Source organism: Nocardia sp. NPDC056611, from assembly GCF_042792755.1.
Lineage (GTDB): Bacteria > Actinomycetota > Actinomycetes > Mycobacteriales > Mycobacteriaceae > Nocardia.
This window is the reverse complement of the sequence record NZ_JBHTVV010000002.1, coordinates 934,092-951,379: the sequence shown is the minus strand read 5'-3', so window position 1 is coordinate 951,379 and position 17,288 is coordinate 934,092. Positions and strand designations below refer to the sequence as shown.

The window sequence follows — 17,288 nt, the reverse complement described above, 5'->3', positions numbered from 1 at the left end:
CGCGTCGAGCTGGTCAGCTGTTCGACGATCTCGTCGTCGTCGAGAAACGACGGCGTGGCCGACCAAGTCGTTGAGGACGCGGAGGGTGAGGAGGACGGGCATAGTCGGTGAGTTGGATCGACTTCCAACCCACCTGGCGCGAAGGTGCGGCGGATTGGGCGAGTCGGCTCACCGTCTTGGGTATCGCGGCAGACGGCGCATAAGCCCCATACCGTGCATCCGAATGAGCACGGCCGTTCTTATCGGAACGAGCGGATTCCGAACGAAATGTCGCCGGAGGACCGACCTCGTCGCAGGCACCGGCAGCCCGTGAAACGCGGTGGTCAGCACCTGTTCTCCGCCGACGACGAGACTCACACCAACCGTCACAGCGTGGCCATCGAGCCGGAATCGCAGCTGGTACCGGCCGGTTGGGTCGCAGAACGGTGATACGTACAGATTCTTCGACGTTTCCGCTCTGCCTTCCGCGTCAGGTGCAAGTACGTAGACGTGCCGCTCCTGATAAGTGTTGTGAACCTCCGCGAGAACACGGACGAGCTCTCCGCCGGAGTCGAAGCACCAGTACACCGATAGCGGGTTGAAGACATAGCCGAGGGTGCGTGCGCTGGCCAGCATGATGATTCGGCCGGTTGCGCCGATCTCGACACCATCGGCGCGAAGGAGACCGATGACGTTGTCTTTCGGGGATCGGGTCGGTTCCCCGAAGTGATCGGTAGGGTCGAATCCGGCCAGTAGCTTCCAAGGCCACCCCCACCGTGGAATCTCGTCGAGATCCACCAACCACAAATAGATCCGGTGCCGGAAGGAATACGGCCAGCCGGTATGCCTGGTATGCCGAACCACTCCGTTCACCAGCGCGGGCAGCTGCGGCAAGCTCGTGCCGGATGCCTCCGATGGGATCATGCAAGGTTTCCGACACTTGCGGCCGCCGCGATTCCGGATCTGCAACCGTCCTCGTGAAACCCCCAACCATGATAGGCACCTGCCAGAGCGAAGCGGTGGGTGTTCAATTCGGGGAGTCGCTTTTGGGCATCGATCACTCGCGGGGTGTAAATCGGGTGCCGATACTGCATGACCTCCACTACCAGTGTGGGCGCGATATGGTCGCGTGCGTTCAGCGAGACGAGGTACCCCGGATCCGGGTCGAGTCCATGAAGTTTGTTCATCCAGTAGCTGACCAGCGGCCGATCCTGCCGTCCGGCACAGGAATTCAGCCGGTAGTTCCACGCGGCCCGTGCGGCGGTGACCTGCGGCAGCAGGGCATTGTCGGTATGCAACACAGTCTCGTTGGTCGTGTAATCGAACACTCCGAGGACCCGCCGCTCCGCTTCGGTCGGGTCTGCGAGCAATCGCAGCGCCTGGTCGGCGTGAGTCGTGATCACCACCTTGTCGAACGACCGCACCTGGCCCGTGATATCGGCTACCTCGACTGCGTCCTCGTGCCGGACAATCGCAGTAACCGCGCGATCGGTGCTTACCGCCGGCAATCGTTCGACGAGCTTGTCGACGTATGTTGCCGCACCGCCCGCGATGGTGAACCACTGCGGTGAACCATTGATGCTGAGCATCCCGTGCTGTTCGAGGAACCTGAAGAGATAGCTCGCGGGATAGTCCAGCGCCTGTGTCTCACCGGTCGACCAAACGCACGACACCAGCGGGACGACGTAGTGGGTGACGAAGTACTGCCCGAAGGACCGGTGCCGGACGAACTCGCCAAGGGTGAGGGTGCTGTCGTTCCCGGACTCCAGCCAGCGAGTCGCGCACCGGTGAAACCGTGGAATCTGCCTGAGCAGGTTGAGAAAACGGGGCCGCACACAGTTGGCCGGTTGCGCGAACACCCCCCGCCCACGGCGGCCACCCGCGAATTGCACGCCACACTCGGCGCACGAGATACTCATGCTCATCTCGGTGGGCCGAACCTGCACCCCAAGCTCGCCGAGCAGCTTGGTCAGCTGCGGATACGTTCGATCGTTGTGCACGATGAACGCGCTGTCGATCCGACGCGAAGAACCGTCGGGTGCTCGCAGGGAATGCGTGTGGACATGGCCGCCAACACGCGTGTCGGCTTCGTACAGGTGGACATCGTGAGTATGTCGCAGGGCATATGCAGCCGTGAGCCCGGAAACTCCGGAGCCGATGACAGCGACCGTGGGGCGAGTTGCGGGGTTTGGTTGGCGCACAAGATCACTCGCTGTCTGGAGTGCGATGAATGGGTTCCAGGAGGTGGTGGGAGATCATCCATTCCTTGCCGCCGTTGGCCGACCAGATCTCCGCGGTGCAGATCAGGAATAGTCGCCAGGTTCCGAAGAGCTGTTTCGCTTGACGTTCGGTGCGTCCGATCCGAAGGATATCGATTGCGGCGTCTCGGTTGTCGTCGAGACGATGCAGCCAGGCCCGCAGTGTTCGCGCGTAATTCAGACCATTGACCGACCAGCGTTCGACAGTAGCCATGTCCGCAGTGAAACGAGTGATCAGATCGTGCGAGGGCATCACGCCGGCGGTGAAGAAGCGTTCCGCGGCCCACGTACCCTGAAATCGGTAGGCGAGATCGCGATGGGAGAAGGTCTGAACGAATAGTTGGCCTTCAGGCGTCAGCCAGCTCGCGATCCGCCGAGTGAGTTCGGCCCAATTGCGCATGTGCTCGAACATTTCGATGGAGATGACACGGTCGTACGTGGCCGACGGGTCGAATTCGTTGATGTCCGCAGTGATGACATCGATTCGGTCCGAAAGCCCTCTGTCCTTGGCTCGGTCTTCGATCCAGTCGCGCTGTCGCGCCGAGTTCGAGACCGCGAACACTCGAACATCGAATCTCTCCGCGAGCCACAGCGAGAGCGCACCCCAGCCACAGCCCAGGTCCAGGATTGTCATGCCGTCCCGGACATTCGCCCGGCGGCAGGTGAGTGCCAGCATCGACTCCTCTGCGGCTGCGAGGGAGTCGTCGCGCTCGGGCCAATAGCACCCGCTGTACTTCTGGCGCGGACCGAGGAACAGGGCGAAGAATTCCGCAGGCAGTCCGTAGTGCTGCTCATTGGCGGTGTTCACGGCCTCCGCGATGGGTCCGCTGGACATATGAGCAACGAGTTCGGCTGTTCTCGCGCGTACCGCCACGGGGCCGCCCCGCATCTCCCGACGTCGGCGGCCGCGGGTGGCAATTCGAGTCCCTGCCCGCAGCAGCGCGTCGGGGATCAGGTCGCGACCGAGCAGAAAGTCCAACGTCGCGTATTGCAGCTTAGTCAAGGCCGACTCCTCGGTCTGTCACTGAAACCGGCTGAGGGCGAGTCGATTCACATCGACCGACCTCTGTGACCGCGAAGTGCGAGGGCTTGACGATCGTCGCGTGGATGAGCCGGATCCGGTGTTCGAGAAAGCCCGCCTCGCAGTAGGCCAGGTACAGGCCCCACAATCGCTGAAACCTCAGATCGTAACCGCGTTTCTGGATATCGTCCTGTGCGCGACCGATATTCGCTCGCCAACAGGCGAGCGTGCGAGCGTAGTGAGAGCTGTAGTCGTCCAACCCCGTGATGTACATATCTGTTCGCCGAGCGACCGTCCGCGAGATCACCTCCAAGGACGGCAGACAACCGTTCGGGAAGATGTAGGACCGGATGAACGTGCGCGCCAACTTTGCGACCTCGTAGGCCCTGTCGTCGATCGTGATCGCCTGGAGCAGCATGAGCCCTCCCGGCTTCAGCAGCTCAGAGCAGCGGCCGAAGAACGTGCCGAGATTGTCGGCGCCGACGGCCTCGACCATCTCGATAGACACCAGCTTGTCGAAACTGCCCGTCGTATCCCGGTAGTCCTCGAATCTGACGTCGATAAGGTCGGTCAGGCCCAATCGCTGGACATGTTGCCTCGCGTAGGTGTACTGGGCATTGGAAATAGTCGTCATCGTCACGTGGCAGCCTCGGGTGCGGGCCGCATAGACGGCGAAACCGCCCCAGCCGCCACCGATTTCGAGAACCCGGTCATCCCTGCGGAGATCGAGCTTGGCGCACACCAGTTCCATCTTGTGATGCGCGGCCTCCGACAGCGTGGAATCGGGTCCAGGGAATACGGCACAGGAGTACGACATCGTCTCATCGAGCATGGCCGCGAACAGGTCGTTCCCTAGATCGTAGTGAAACGCGATGTCGCGCCTGCTCTGTGCGCGCGTATGCCGTCCAAGCCCCGCGCGTAGCCGCAGCAACGGTACGCGTACGAAGGCCGCTTTTCGGCGCAGATCATCGCCGACGCTGACATTGCGGGCCGCCAGACGGAGGACCGCCACGAGATCGGGCGACTCCCAATCGCCCGCGCAGTAGGACTGGACGCATCCGTGCATGCCCCGCACGAGACGTGTCCATGTCTCAGGTGAATTCACGTCGATGCGCGCGGTCGGATGTCCGCCCGGACCGATCGAGACAGTCTCACCGTATTTTTCGGCCACGACCAGCTCCCCGACCGAGATGCGACCGGCCAGGGCGAGGATCGCGCGGCGCGCGTAGCGCTGAGAGACCGTGAGTGGAACCTGGTAGGGCGTACCATTCGGAACTATCGTTCGGCCAGCGAAATCCCGGGTCAGGTGGAAGTCTCCAGCGAGCCGTTCGACTGCGTTGAAGGCCGCCCGCGCCGCGCCTTCGCCCGAGTCGACCGGGTAGCTGTTCTTCGTGTACGACCCGGCGAAATAGATGTGTTGTGCCGGCTCGACCAGAATCGCATTCTGGTCGACGAAGTCGGCGCTGAAGATCGCTTCGTTGTCCGCCTGGTTGTCGCGTTCGCGGACCTCAACGAAGTCGTGTTCGAGGTCGAGATATTCCCGCAGCCTCGCGGTGACGAAGTCGCGGCTGGTGCTTCTGGAGCGCAGGCACAGCACCACGCATCGATTGGCGCGAGGCTGGAAGAGGATGTTGAGTCCCTGGCGACTGTAGATCGCGGGTTCACGTTCGAGAATCTTCTCCCGTGGGTCCAGCACGAGGGTGAATACCTTGCAGTGAATGTGGCTGAGACGCGGGATGCGGTGTGGCAGCCCGGACGACTCCAGAAGCCGACTCGCATCGCTGGCGTAAGCGGTGACGACGACCGCATCGAACCGTTCGCTGTGGTCCGCGAGCTCTACCACCACTCCCGACGAGTCGGGATGCAAGGACAGGACCGGTGTATCGGTAACGAGAGTTACGCCTCTCGTCCGCAGATTATCCACCCACGGACCGGTCAGAACTCGGTCGGTCCGGCCGCCGAGGTCGTGGACGCTGGCGAATCGGGCCAGGCTCATGATGATTCGGAGTAGCGACCGAAGGCTGTAGTTGCGCCACGACCCATATCGGTTCGTGTTTCCGGAGAATTCCTGCTCGGCGATCAGCGGCGAGATTCGCTTCGCGCGGAGTACCCGGAGTCGGTCACCAATCGGTACCTCATCGGCGAAGATCGAGTACGTGTGGGATAGCTCGACCCAGCCGGATCTGCTACTCGCCCAGTAGCGTTGCAACGTGGTCAGTGAGTCATAGACCGTCGACCCATCACTCAGCCGGAGGTCTTTGAAGATCTCGAATAGATAGTGATAGTCGTTCAAGAACACTCTCGGACAATGCTCACCGCCGTCGAGGATATTCGCCCTTCCACCGAACGTCGACGATTGCTCGTACACAAAAACTTCCACATCGTGGTATCGCGACAAATACTGGGCGGTGGACAGCCCCGAGATGCCGGCGCCGACGACGCAGACCTTCATCACTTCTCCAATCGGGTAGAACTCACGAGTCACTCTCAACAGCCGAGTGCTCAAAGGTTGAACAAGAACGTCATTCGATGCGCGCGATCCATCGCTGGTCCACTTCGTGGCGGAACTGGTAGACGCACGCGCAGCAGGTCGAGCAACAAGCAGACCGCCAGAGCTGTTCTACCGGCACCGGCTTCACCCAGAGCGGGCAGTCGACGCGACGGCGGTAGCTGCCGGCACTGTCGCCCAACATTCGACAAGAGGCCAACTCGCTGGTCGAGTCGCTCTGGCATTGCTCTTGAACCGTCATATCCATCACGGCGTCGGGGCCGCCGCGCAACTGATCGAGTTGGACGGTTTCCCGGCGCCGGATGGTACCGGCAAGGGCATCGGTGTGGCTTGCCGGCGAGCTGCACGAACCTTCAGGATGGATACGGCGCCAAAACCAAATACCAACCGGTTTGGCAATACCTGCCGCGGCCTTGGCACTAAAGCTGGTATCTACACCGGTCACAATCCATTAGCTTGCCACCCGTGCCGTCACCCGTCCGCGAATTGACCGAAGATCCAGTAGAATTGCTGTAGAGATGCTCTGAATCCATTGTCGCGATAGACGTCCGGATCACCCTGCAGGAGTTTGAAGCTCCAGGAACCGATTTCGATAGCGAAGGCTACCTTCCCTTCCAGAATTCAGGCCAACTGTCCAGTTCCAAAACGAGTATCGCGCATTGCCGATGTAATCCAGCCCCGACCCCGCAAGATAGTGACGGGTTTCGGTTGCGCAGCAGACACTTCCCTCGTCGTGGGTTTGTTGGACAGCCGTGGTACGCGGTGGGTGCGCGTAGATGAGTCCAGCACCGCTGCACCGCCCACATATGCGACTGCACCGAAGGCGGTCGCCGCTTCCGGTCCGCGGTATTGCAGCACCGATCCAGCGTGACGGCACGATCCCGAACCGGTGCAGGATCGCTGGTGGGTGAGGTGATCGCCTGGCCACCCCTGGTGATCTCCGACATCGAATTGCACTGACCGACGGAGTCCGCGGATCAGGAATCAACCTCCCGCGGGGCAGCTATCGAGACCGCGGTCACGGTGTTGCGTGTCCGACCCAGAAGTCGATCTCGCGGTACTGCGGGCTGTCGGGTTTGAGGTGCCAGTTCTGCCAGGAGTCGCTGTCCACGAGACCTTTCCACCGCTTGTCGACGGGTTGCAGGTGCCGGCGGAAGCGCCACCGATATTGGTTGTACACGGACATGATGTTGGTGGCGTAGGCGTCAGCCAGGCCCGGGGTGTCGCGGATGACTAGCAGATTCTCGTCGTTGGTACCGCTGGCCTTCGGGCCGAGGTTGTGCGATCCGGTGAGCAGGACGGGATTCGGCCCGAAGGGGTCGATGACGATGACCTTGCTGTGCACCATCGCGAACGCGCGGTCCAGCTTCTTCAGCTCTTCCCGGAAGAAGGCCGTGGGTGCGTCGACCGCCGCGGGCAACACGACGTCGAAGTCGGCCCGTTCGGTGTTGTCCTGATCGAACAAGTGCACCGGGTTGGCGGTGGTGCTGGGGTCCTGATTGAGCACGCCGCGGATGTAGAGACGCCCGGAATGGGCGGTGTGCGCGACATCGAGGATCGTGTTGAGCAGGGTGTCCTTCGGGCCCGGGTTGAACATCAGGAACAAGATGGCGGTCCGAGCGCCGGTAATGGCGGTGCGGGCGTCCTCGAGGTCGACGCGGTCGCGGGTCGGGGTGAACCACAGTCGCAGGTGGGCCGGGTCCACCGTGAGGTCGCGCGGCGCACTGTTGGCGGCGCGCAGGGTCTCGGGAGTGTCGTCGCCGGCGTCTTTCAGGCGTTCCCACTGTTGCCGATACTGTTCGGCCAGGGCGGGATCGTCGATCAGCAGCGAGTTGTTGGCCTGGGTGCACAGGCCGGTCATGGTCCAGTTCTGGCTGCCGGTCCACACCCAGCGCGGCCGGGCGTCGTGGTCGCAGATGATCAGGAACTTGTTGTGCCCCAAGGCACGCGGGGAACACATTCGGTCGTGCAACTCGACCTGCCCCCGCAACGTGGCGCGCGCATCGGCGTTCTGATCGTCCCCCTGGTTCTTCACACTCCCGTTCGCCAGCACGACATGCGCACGCTCACCCATCCGCGCCAGCGCGGCGATCAGCTGCGGGTCATCGAGTTCATAGAGCGCCGCGTACACCTCGCGGTGGTCCTGAGCCGCGGATTCGAGCAGCGTGAACAAGCGGGCACCGAGCGGCCCGGCCAGATAGTCCCGCAGCGGATCCCCGGAAGTCCGGATCACCGTTTCCAACTTTGCGTTCTGCAGGTCGTGGCCGGTGACGCCCAACCGGCGTGAAACCCATTGCGCGGCAACGATTCCACGGTTGAACACCGCCTCGATACCGGGTGACTCCTCCGGGCTGAGAGTGACCTCATCGGTCCAGTCGCCGGCCGAGCCCGGATCAGGACGAAGGTTGGCCTTGTCGGGACCGACCATCGGAAGGACCCGATACGCCAACCTGTCTCCAGGGTCGGCCATGTAATCGGTCCACTGATACTTCTGGATCGGCCAGTTCGTGGACGCTCGCCGTTCACCGTCCACGGCCTGGTCGCCTTCGAACCCGACCCAGGTGCTGACCACCTCTTCGATACCGTTGCGGCGACGCAGCAGCGCGAACCCGCGGCACCCGGCGATGAACCCGTCGGGCTTCCACGCGATCAGTACATCGTCACCGTTGTGATGAATCTTCACCAGCATGACCTCGCACCCCCGTCGAGGTTTTGGTTTGCCAAGGCAAACAAACTAATACAGGCCGCTCCGGAATGCCGCCATCCAGGAACAGGCTTCCTCATGGTGCGTGCGGCGCGAGACCGTCACCACCACCATTTCTGGTCCAAAACAGGTATGACACAACTGATTCTAGAGCCGCAATGTCGCCGAGCACGCGTAGGCGACTACTCGGTTCGAGGCACGAATCGGAGCCCGACCCAGGTATTCCGATTCCTGCCACCAGGTGCCCGGTTCAGCCGCCGCGTTTCCGCATGCCGGACAGTGTTCGGCGGACGACCGCAGGGGAACTCAGAACCGGTACCGCAAGATCGCGGCGGCGGGGGTGCCGTCGGGCATGTCCTCGGTGCGAACTGCCAGCACCCGGCCGTCGGACAGGAGCACTCGTCTGCTGATCTCGTCGACGACACCTGGTGCGCCGGAATCCGATTCGGTCTCCAGAGTCACCGCTCCGTCATCCGCGGCGACCACTCCGGGCACGGTGACGTCGATGTCGACCAGCAAGGTGTCCACCATGCCGAGGGTGGCGGCGCGGGCGATATCGGCGATATCGGTGGTTGCTCGCCCTTCCCCGCGTCGCTGGTCGAACAAGGCGTGCAGGTCGGCCAGTTGGCTCGCGTAGTGGGTGTCGAGAATGATCCGGGACCGAGCACCGAGTTCGGCCGCGGACAGCTGCTCGGGATTGCCCGGAATGGATTCCGCCAGCAGATCCGGGTAGCTGTTGACGGACCGGTACAGCGAATCGATCGGCTCGGCCGCCGCGAGAATCAACGGCACTTCTCGCCCCGTCAGCAGATCCCTGAGCCCCTGGTCCACGGCCCTGGCGTATTGCCGCACCCGCACTTTGCGCCCCTCGGTCCCCTGAATCCGGCCTTTGGGCGCACGGCCGCTCAGCGATGCCTTGCGGGCGTGATCGGCGGCGCTCACCGGAAGACCCGGTATCCGAGTCTCCTCGGCGCCGCCATCCGAGCTGACTTCGATCAGGCGGACGGCCCCCTCCGACAGGGCGAGTACGAAGGCCGCCTGCGGAAAGGTGGTCGCCCGCAATAACGGCTTGAGGTTGAATCGGGATCCTACGAAGACGCCTTCCCGCAAGCGATTCGGGAGGCGATAGGTCCGCACCCGTTCCGGAGTGGCCAGGGCCACCAGCGTATTGGATTGGAATCGCCAGAAGTCCTCGTCGTCGACCAGATCGTCGAACTCTTCCTGCAGCGCCGCGCGGGCGTGGCGATCGTCGATCCCGCCCAGCGCATCGCGCACATGATTCGAGAATGCGATGCGGTTCTGGTCCGGCGCCGCGGTGTCGGCCACGGTCGGGGTGTATATCGCGACACTCCACGGTTCGGCCTCGGCGGCCAACGCCTTGATCTCGCCTCGCGTCGGAACATCGGTATGCAACATCTGGCCTCCTGCATCATGCGTCGAGCCGGCGTGTTCCCTGATGTATCGCGCTTCTCCCGTATCGACCATACCGAATCGAACCCTTCGGCAACTAGTCAGCAATTTTTGCCGCAGCCCCTGGCGAGATCGCTCACACCCAGGGACTGAAGTAACGTGCCATCACATGAGTGAGAACTTGGCGGGTAAGAGTGCACTGGTCACCGGGGCGAGCCGGGGTATCGGGTTCGCGGTGGCGGCGGAGCTGTTGGCTCGGGGGGCCAATGTGGTGATCTCCGCCCGGAAGGCCGAGCCGCTGGAGGAGGCGGCGGAGAAGCTGCGGGGATTGGGGCACGCGGGGAAGGTGGTGGCGGTGGCCGGGAACTCCGGGGACGCGGCGGCTCGGGCCGAGCAGGTCGCTGCCGCGGTGGCGCAGTTCGGGTCGCTGGATGTGCTGATCAACAACACCGGCATCAATCCGGTGTACGGGTCGCTCATGGAGGCCGATCTCGACGCCGTGCGCAAGATCTTCGACGTGAATGTCGTTGCGGCGCTGGGATATGTGCAGGAGGCGTACAAGGCGTGGATGGGTGAGCACGGGGGTGCGGTGGTGAATGTGGCCAGCGTCGCGGGGCTGCGTTCGACCGGGGTGATCGCCGCGTACGGGGCGTCGAAGGCGGCGCTCATCCGGCTCACCGAGGAACTGTCGTGGCAGTTGGGGCCGAAGATCCGGGTGAACGCGGTGGCGCCGGGCGTGATCAAGACCAAGTTCGCGGACGCGCTGTACTCGGCGGACGAGGAAGCGGCCGCGGCGGTCTATCCGATGAAGCGGCTGGGGTCGCCGGAGGATGTGGCGCAGTTGATCGGGTTCCTCGCGTCGGACGAGTCGGCATGGATCACCGGGACGACGATCCGCGTGGACGGCGGCCTGCTGGCCACCGGCGGCATCTGAGCGTCGGCATCGAAAAGACGTGCCCGGCACCGGGATTCGGTGCAGGGCACGGTCGTTTCGGGGAGCGGGTCAGCGGAAAGCGAGCGCGCCGAGGGTGTCGCTGTTGCGGTACTGCAGGTACTTGCTGACGGTGGCCTCGTCGACCGCGGCGGTGGCGGTGGCGACGGTGACGACGACGAACTTGCTCTGGCTGCCGTCGCGCCACTTGCCGGTCTCGAAGTCGGCGATGTAGCTGCCGTCGGGCAGTTCCAGGTCGGTGTCCTCGAACTGGTCGTGTGCGGCGGACGCCTTCGCATCGTCCGACATTGTGAGAACCAGCTGGGTGAGCATGAGCCCGCCGCTCTCGGCCTTCCACGCCATGGAGGAGGCGCGCTTGCAGCCCAGGCCGGTCATCTTCCCGGCCTTCTCGATCGGGGCGCAGGAGTCGTAGTCCTGGCCGGTCACGTAGGTGGCGTGCAGGGCGACGTCACCGAGCTTGAAGTTCCAGTCCTTGCCGTACTCGGTGTAGCTGAAGCGGCTGCCGCCGGGCGCGGCCTTGGAGGTGGTCGCGGTGGTGCGGGGCGGGGCCGAGGTGGCGGGCACCAGGGTCGGGCTCTCCGTGGTGGAGGTGGCGCCGGCCTGGGTGGCGTCGTCGCCGCCGGAGACGAGCACGATCGCGCCGATCGCCACCGCCAGCAGCACGACCGCGCCCAGCACCACGCCGATGATCAGTCCGGTGTTCGACTTCGGCTGCTGTGGCGGATAACCCGGCTGCTGCGGAACCCCGGTCGCCGGCAGGAAACCGAGCGGCTGCTGCTGGCCATACCCCAGGCTCTGCGCGAATCCCGGCGGCTGCCCGTACCCGGCGTCCTGCGGCTGGCCCGCCTGCGGATATCCCTGCTGCGCAGGCCAATTCGTTTGCGTCGGCTGCCAGCCCTGCGGGTCGGCCGGCTGCTGCCCCGGCCAGCCCGGCTGCTGGACCTGGTGTCCACCGGTTCCTTGGGCGGGCTGATCCCACCAGGCGGCATCGGGCTCGCCGGGTTGCGGCTGCCGGTGGACAGTGGGATCGCCCCCGGATCCGGCTGGTGGATAGGTCATCTGATCACCTTTCGCGGACGGCCCGAGCCCTCCCCGGCCCGGCATTCAATTCCCGAAGAGTATGCGGGCGATCCGGCATGATCCAATCACGGGGTGACCGATGATCTGCTCATCTGCGGCGCGGGCCCGGCGGGACGGGCCCTCGCCCACCGCGCCCTGGCGCACGGGCTGACGGTCACCGTGGTCGATCCGCACCCGCGCCGACGGTGGACGGCGACCTACGCGGCATGGGCGGACGAGCTGCCCGAGTGGGTCGCCGACGCGGCCGTCGCGACGAGAATCGAACGGCCCGTGGCCTGGACGACCCGCCGCATCGAGATCGATCGGTCCTATATCGTCTTCGACACTGCGGCACTGCAGGATTCGCTCGATATCGCGGGCGCGCGCCTGATCCAGGACTCGGTCACCGCGATCGACAGCGCGGCCCGCCACCGCCACGACGGGCTGGAACTCCCCTCGGTGCGGCTCTCCTCCGGCCACACCCTCCCCGCGGGCCGGGTCATCGACGCGCGCGGCATCTCCCGCTCCCCCGCCCTCGCCGAACAGACCGCCTACGGCGTGATCACCGACCGCGCCCGGTACCCCGATACGGACACCCTGTTCATGGACTGGCGCGACGACAACGGCGCGGCCCCCACCGAGCCACGCTCGTTCCTCTACGCGGTCCCCCTGGAGAACGACCGCATTCTCCTCGAGGAGACCTGCCTGGCCGGGCGTCCCGCCCTCGGCCAGCCCACCCTCGAGGCCCGCCTGACCCATCGATTGCGTTCCCGCGGAATCACTCTCACCGGCGCCGAAACCATCGAACGGGTCCGCTTCCCCGTCCACGGCGGCAAACCGAACCGGTCCATGTTCGGAGCGGCGGGAGCCTTCACCCATCCCGCCACCGGCTACAGCGTCGCCACGTCACTGCGGCTGGCCGACACCGTACTGGCCGGAGAATCAGTCTGGACCGCCTCGGCCCGAGCCGTACACCTGTTGCGCCGGGCCGGATTACGCGCTGTGCTGGCGCTTCCGCCCGCCGAGCTCCCGCTGTTCTTCGACGCCTTCTTCGCGCTGCCGATCTCCGCCCAGCGCGCCTACCTGTCCGGCCGCGACGATCTGCGCGGCACCGCGACGGCCATGGCCTCGCTGTTCGCGGCACTGCCCTGGCGGCTGCGGCGCGTCCTCGCGGCCGGGGTGGTCTCCCCCGGCAGGGTCTAGATCAGATAGGGAATCATCGCCTTACGGTCGCTCGGATAATCCTCGAACTGCTCGCGGTACCACCGATGCGTGGACACCGCCCGCGGCAACAGGTTCGCCACGGTGAACAACACGAACACCAGGCCCGCCCACGTCCACGACATGAGCGCCCAGCCGATCCACAGCACCAGCTCACCGAAGTAGTTCGCGCTCGACACCCAGCGGAACGCGCCGCCGTACGGGATGCGGTAGCCGGTGAAACCGTCACTGCGCAAGGCGATCAGCGCGCGGTCGGCATGGAAGTTGATCACCCAGCCCGCCACGGCCACCACCAGCCCGACGAGAAACCGCGGGTCGGTGAACCACCCCGAGTCCCGCAGGTGCTGCGCGTCGGCGACGGCGTACCCGTTGACGAATCCGTTGGCGGCGTTGAACACCATTCCGAAGGCGATCCCGTACACGGGGAATCCCTTGGTGGACGCCCGCAGCAGCGGATAGACCAGCCCGCGATAGAGATAGTGCACCTGCCACAGCGCGTACAACGCCACCGCCGGTGGCTGCGGATCCTTCACGACCAACCAGAACGTGACGGTGAAAGCCCACCACTGCGGGTTCTCGAACAACAGCCACGCCCACGGCCCCCGCACCGCGAAACGCTCACCATCCTTGGCGAACCGCCCATACGGGTTGGTGTAGCCGAACCCGCTGGCGAACGTCACCACCGTGAGGACGATCAGAAATCCGAGCACGAAGTGAACAGCATCCCGCATGACGTATGTACTTACTCCCCTTCGTCCCGGTAAACAATCAAGCACTTGCTTGGTTTGAGCCCGTTCGCTATGAACAGAGTGGAGCAACCGAGGAGGAATCGTGGACGACTTCAGTCACCGGGCAGGCGCGGCGCTGGTCTTGGGCGCGAGCGGCGGGCTCGGTGGAGCGTGCGCGCGGATGCTGCTCGAACGCGGCAGCCACGTCGGACTGACCTACTTCCGCTCACCACAGTCCCTCGACGGGCTCCTCAACGCCGCGCAGACCGCCGGCCCTCGCGCCCGGGCCTGGCAGCTCGACCTGTCCGACGCCGACCGGACCGGCGAAGTCGTCACCCAGGTCGCCGCGGAGTTCGGCGGCATCCACACGCTCGTCTACGCCGCCGGCCCGCACGTGCCCATGCGGCACCTGAGCAAGATCGCACCGGCCGACTTCCGCGGCCAGATCGTCGACGACGTCTCCGGCTTCTTCAACGCCGTCCACGCGGCCCTGCCGCACCTGCGTGAGTCCAAGGGCAGCATCGTCGCCATCACCACCGCTGGCACCGCCCGCTTCCCCGTGCGCGACGGCCTGTCCATCGCCCCCAAGGGCGCGGTTGAGGCGCTCGTGCGCGGAATCGCCGCAGAGGAAGGCAGATTCGGCGTCCGCGCCAACAGCGTCGGCCCCGGCATGACGACCGACGGCATGGCCGACCGCCTCATCGCCTCCGGCGACCTGGACGCCCACGCCCTCGAGGTCACCAAGAACAACATCCCCCTGCGCCGTTTCGGCGACGCCCAGGACATCGCCGAGGCGGTCTGCTTCCTCGCCTCGGACCGAGCCGACTTCATCAGCGGCCAGAAGCTCGACATCGACGGCGGCTACGGCGTCTAGCCGCCCTGGACGAGGACAACCACATGACCGACCACGCCGAGCAGATCCGATCCCTGCTCGCCCACCTCTCCCATCTCGCCGACGAGGGCCCCATCGACGAGTACTTCGAGCACTACACGGCCGACGCCGTCTGGGAGCGCGAAGGCGACCCCCAGTCCGGCATCGCACCCCAGATCTTCCGTGGCGCAACAGAAATCGCGGCCAGCGCGCAGGCCCGGCGCGACGCGGGCATCGCCGGCCCGGGAACCAGAACCCGCCACGTGACGAGCTGCACGGCCATCACCCTGCTCGGCCCGGATTCCGCCCGCGCGGAATCCGTCTGGCAATTCTTCGCCGACACCACAACCGCCCCGCGCGTGATCGGTATGGGCAGATACACCGACACCCTGGTCCGAGTCGACGGCCGCTGGCGCGTCTCGGTCCGCTCCATCACCAACGGCTGACACCCGTCGAGTGGCACATCCTGGAGGCGAATCCAGACAAATCCCCTCCAGGGTGTGCCACTCGGCGGAAGGGGTTAGGGGCTGCGCTCCCGTCGTCGGGAATTCGGAACGCGGCGCGCTCCATTGCGGTCCGAAGGCTACGCCGGAATCGGAATATATCCAGGCTATTTGGACCCAGATGCATCCGAAACGTCCAAATCACCTGTTCCATGCGCTCGCCAATGGTTTCCTGAATCTCGTCCAGTACCCGTATGACGGGAGGTTCCAACGATGTTCGGGCTTCCAGCGACCGGGCACAGTGCCCTGGCGGTGATGAATGTGGATGCGGCGAATCGCGCATTTCGTGAGCATGCGGATTGTCCGATTACCGTGTGCCCGGCCAAGTTACAGGCCAAGACGTATCTGGTGCGGATGGGCAGGCCACCGCGACGACCGCTTCGGGGGAACTGAGATGGACGATATGGCCGAGGTGGAGATCGGTGTCCTCCGGGATGTGATCGACGCGGTCGAGGAGCGGTTGCGGGCGCACGAGTCCGGGGGCGGGTCTGTGATCGCGCCGCGGGCACAGTTGTACGCGGCGGTGATCTACGCGGTGCTGGCCAGTGCCCGGGGATCCGGGTATTACGGGGCGGGGAGTCTGGCGCGAGCCCCGCTCTTGGACGAGATCCTGGCCGGGGTGGAGTCGAATCCCTGGGATAGGGCCATCTACACAGTCGTCCTGGACGACGCGTTGACCCAGTGAGCGCGGGAACCGCTGACCCCTCATCGGTCAGCGGCTCCCTGCGCGGGGTGAGTGGTCGGTAGGTCGTCCACGACCGGAAGCTGGACGGTGAAGCGCTCGATCACCCAGCCGGCGGGCAGCGCGGTGCCGCAGTGCCCGTGCGGGGTCCACGGCAGGGCTGCGGCCGGGGCGGGGGTCATGCGATCCAGCTCCAATCATGGTCGGGGTCTTTGTATTCGAGGCCGATCCAGCCGTCGTAGCCCGCGGTGTCGAGGGCGGTGAAGAGGGCTTCGAAGTCGAGGGTGCCGGTGCCGGGGCGGCTGCGGGCGGGGGCGTCCGCGATCTGGACGTGCCCGAAGCGGTCGGCGTAGGTGGCGATCACGGCGAACAGGTCCTCACCCATGCGGGCGAGATGGTAGAGGTCGCAGAGGAATCGGAGGTTCGGCGCGCCGACCTCGTCGATGACCCGAATCGCGTGGGCGGCGGAGACGATCGGATAGTCGGGTGACTCGATCGAATTCAGCGCCTCGAGCACGACCTGGGCATCGATGCGGGCCGCGGCATCGGCGGCCAGGCGGAGGTTCTCGAGAGCCAGCTCGTCCTGCGCCCGCGGGTCCACATCCGGAATCCGGTTGCCGTACAAGGCGTTCAGGGACCGGCAGTCCAGCTGTTCGGCAATGCCGACGGTGACGTCGATATTGTCCCGGAACTCGGATTCCCGCCCGGGCACCGAGACCAGGCCGCGGCCCGCGGGCACCAGGTCGATGAAGTTGAGACCGATGAGCCGCACACCGGCGTCGGAGACAGCGGAGACGAACGCGTCGACATCCTTGTCCCCCGGCACCGGGTTCTCGCCGAACGGCCACCAGAATTCGACGGCGTCGAACCCGGCCGCCTTCGCCGCCGCCGGACGTTCCAGCAGCGGCAGATCGGCGAACAGGATCGAGCAGTGCGCGTCGAATTTCCGCAACGACCCGTCGGCGGTGTACTTCATCGTGTCGATTCCTCCCGGTAGGTGTGCCAGCTGCCGTAATCGGTGATGTCGATGAGCTGCGGGTCGGAGACGACCGGTCGCCGCAGCAGCATGGACAGCACCGAGCGGTTGTCGTCCAAGGCAATCACACCGAGTTCCAGTTCCGGCGGCTCGGCCGGGAGCAGCCGGTTGCGCAGCACCTCCATGGGCACGTCGAACAGTTCACCGGTGATGGGCGCCCCGCCGTAGGCGACGGGGTGCAGGCCGGGGAAGCGGTCGCCGACCGAGTAGAAGCGGTACTGCGGCGCGGTGGTGACCTCCCCTGCGCAGGGCGCGCCCTCGAGCAGGTAGTTCAGGGGTTCGCCGCGCATGGCACCCCCGTTCAGGAAGATCAGAGGCATAGCCGTGGGCTCCTTCTCGGTCGGACGGTCACAGT

Annotated in this window: 17 protein-coding genes; 5 read left to right on the top strand and 12 right to left on the bottom strand. The window is 65.1% G+C overall.

The window, feature by feature from the left end:
* Positions 1-168: 168 nt before the first annotated feature.
* The 7 genes from ACFRAQ_RS13065 to ACFRAQ_RS13035 form a co-directional block, all read right to left on the bottom strand.
* The gene (locus ACFRAQ_RS13065; RefSeq protein ID WP_379098365.1) at positions 169-903 is read right to left on the bottom strand and encodes a DUF1365 domain-containing protein; all 735 of its coding nucleotides are present in this window, start codon (positions 901-903) and stop codon (positions 169-171) included.
* On the bottom strand, positions 900-2,180 hold the full coding sequence (locus ACFRAQ_RS13060; RefSeq protein ID WP_379098362.1) for an NAD(P)/FAD-dependent oxidoreductase: 1,281 nt from the start codon (positions 2,178-2,180) through the stop codon (positions 900-902). The genes ACFRAQ_RS13065 and ACFRAQ_RS13060 overlap by 4 nt, the downstream gene beginning before the upstream one ends.
* A gap of 4 nt (positions 2,181-2,184) precedes the next feature.
* Positions 2,185-3,240: an SAM-dependent methyltransferase gene (locus tag ACFRAQ_RS13055; RefSeq protein ID WP_379098359.1), complete on the bottom strand. Its 1,056-nt coding sequence runs from the start codon at positions 3,238-3,240 to the stop codon at positions 2,185-2,187.
* Positions 3,233-5,743, bottom strand: a complete 2,511-nt coding sequence (locus ACFRAQ_RS13050) for an FAD-dependent oxidoreductase (protein WP_379098356.1) — start codon at positions 5,741-5,743, stop codon at positions 3,233-3,235. Before ACFRAQ_RS13050 ends, ACFRAQ_RS13055 begins: the two co-directional genes overlap by 8 nt.
* Before the next feature lie 37 nt (positions 5,744-5,780).
* A complete protein-coding gene (locus ACFRAQ_RS13045; protein ID WP_379098353.1) occupies positions 5,781-6,212 on the bottom strand; it encodes a hypothetical protein in 432 nt (143 codons plus the stop codon).
* A gap of 573 nt (positions 6,213-6,785) precedes the next feature.
* Complete coding sequence (locus ACFRAQ_RS13040) at positions 6,786-8,456, bottom strand: phospholipase D-like domain-containing protein (protein WP_379098350.1); 1,671 nt, start codon at positions 8,454-8,456, stop codon at positions 6,786-6,788.
* A gap of 321 nt (positions 8,457-8,777) precedes the next feature.
* A complete protein-coding gene (locus ACFRAQ_RS13035; protein ID WP_379098347.1) occupies positions 8,778-9,887 on the bottom strand; it encodes a hypothetical protein in 1,110 nt (369 codons plus the stop codon).
* Between the two features lie 163 nt (positions 9,888-10,050).
* Between ACFRAQ_RS13035 and ACFRAQ_RS13030 the strand changes: the two genes are divergently transcribed.
* The gene (locus ACFRAQ_RS13030; protein WP_379098344.1) at positions 10,051-10,815 is read left to right on the top strand and encodes an SDR family oxidoreductase; all 765 of its coding nucleotides are present in this window, start codon (positions 10,051-10,053) and stop codon (positions 10,813-10,815) included.
* A 69-nt stretch (positions 10,816-10,884) separates the two neighbouring features.
* On the opposite strand, the gene ACFRAQ_RS13025 is transcribed toward ACFRAQ_RS13030, so the two are convergent.
* Positions 10,885-11,892 carry a hypothetical protein gene (locus tag ACFRAQ_RS13025; RefSeq protein ID WP_379098340.1) on the bottom strand — a complete coding sequence of 336 codons (1,008 nt, stop codon included), beginning with the start codon at positions 11,890-11,892 and terminating at the stop codon, positions 10,885-10,887.
* A 93-nt stretch (positions 11,893-11,985) separates the two neighbouring features.
* On the opposite strand from ACFRAQ_RS13025, the gene ACFRAQ_RS13020 reads away from it, so the two are divergent.
* On the top strand, positions 11,986-13,095 hold the full coding sequence (locus tag ACFRAQ_RS13020; RefSeq protein WP_379098337.1) for a lycopene cyclase family protein: 1,110 nt from the start codon (positions 11,986-11,988) through the stop codon (positions 13,093-13,095).
* Here ACFRAQ_RS13020 and ACFRAQ_RS13015 read toward each other — a convergent pair.
* Positions 13,092-13,844 carry a DUF1295 domain-containing protein gene (locus ACFRAQ_RS13015; RefSeq protein ID WP_379098333.1) on the bottom strand — a complete coding sequence of 251 codons (753 nt, stop codon included), beginning with the start codon at positions 13,842-13,844 and terminating at the stop codon, positions 13,092-13,094. The genes ACFRAQ_RS13020 and ACFRAQ_RS13015 overlap by 4 nt on opposite strands.
* Positions 13,845-13,944: 100 nt before the next feature.
* Between ACFRAQ_RS13015 and ACFRAQ_RS13010 the strand changes: the two genes are divergently transcribed.
* The 3 genes from ACFRAQ_RS13010 to ACFRAQ_RS13000 all read left to right on the top strand — a co-directional run bounded on the left by ACFRAQ_RS13010 (position 13,945) and on the right by ACFRAQ_RS13000 (position 15,900).
* Positions 13,945-14,715 (top strand): SDR family NAD(P)-dependent oxidoreductase, encoded by a 771-nt coding sequence (locus ACFRAQ_RS13010; RefSeq protein WP_379098330.1) that lies wholly within the window; start codon positions 13,945-13,947, stop codon positions 14,713-14,715.
* 23 nt (positions 14,716-14,738) lie between these two features.
* Positions 14,739-15,158, top strand: coding sequence for a nuclear transport factor 2 family protein (locus ACFRAQ_RS13005; protein WP_379098327.1), 420 nt, complete (start codon positions 14,739-14,741; stop codon positions 15,156-15,158).
* A 451-nt stretch (positions 15,159-15,609) separates the two neighbouring features.
* Positions 15,610-15,900 (top strand): hypothetical protein, encoded by a 291-nt coding sequence (locus ACFRAQ_RS13000; RefSeq protein WP_379098324.1) that lies wholly within the window; start codon positions 15,610-15,612, stop codon positions 15,898-15,900.
* 20 nt (positions 15,901-15,920) lie between these two features.
* Here ACFRAQ_RS13000 and ACFRAQ_RS12995 read toward each other — a convergent pair whose 3' ends face one another.
* From ACFRAQ_RS12995 to ACFRAQ_RS12985, 3 genes are read right to left on the bottom strand one after another with little or no spacing between them, the layout of a single operon-like run.
* Positions 15,921-16,079, bottom strand: coding sequence for a hypothetical protein (locus ACFRAQ_RS12995; RefSeq protein WP_379098321.1), 159 nt, complete (start codon positions 16,077-16,079; stop codon positions 15,921-15,923).
* Entirely contained in the window at positions 16,076-16,882 is an 807-nt protein-coding gene (locus ACFRAQ_RS12990) for a hydroxypyruvate isomerase family protein (RefSeq protein WP_379100242.1), read from the bottom strand. Before ACFRAQ_RS12990 ends, ACFRAQ_RS12995 begins: the two co-directional genes overlap by 4 nt.
* The gene (locus ACFRAQ_RS12985) at positions 16,870-17,253 is read right to left on the bottom strand and encodes a gamma-glutamylcyclotransferase (RefSeq protein WP_379098318.1); all 384 of its coding nucleotides are present in this window, start codon (positions 17,251-17,253) and stop codon (positions 16,870-16,872) included. Before ACFRAQ_RS12985 ends, ACFRAQ_RS12990 begins: the two co-directional genes overlap by 13 nt.
* Positions 17,254-17,288 lie beyond the last annotated feature (35 nt).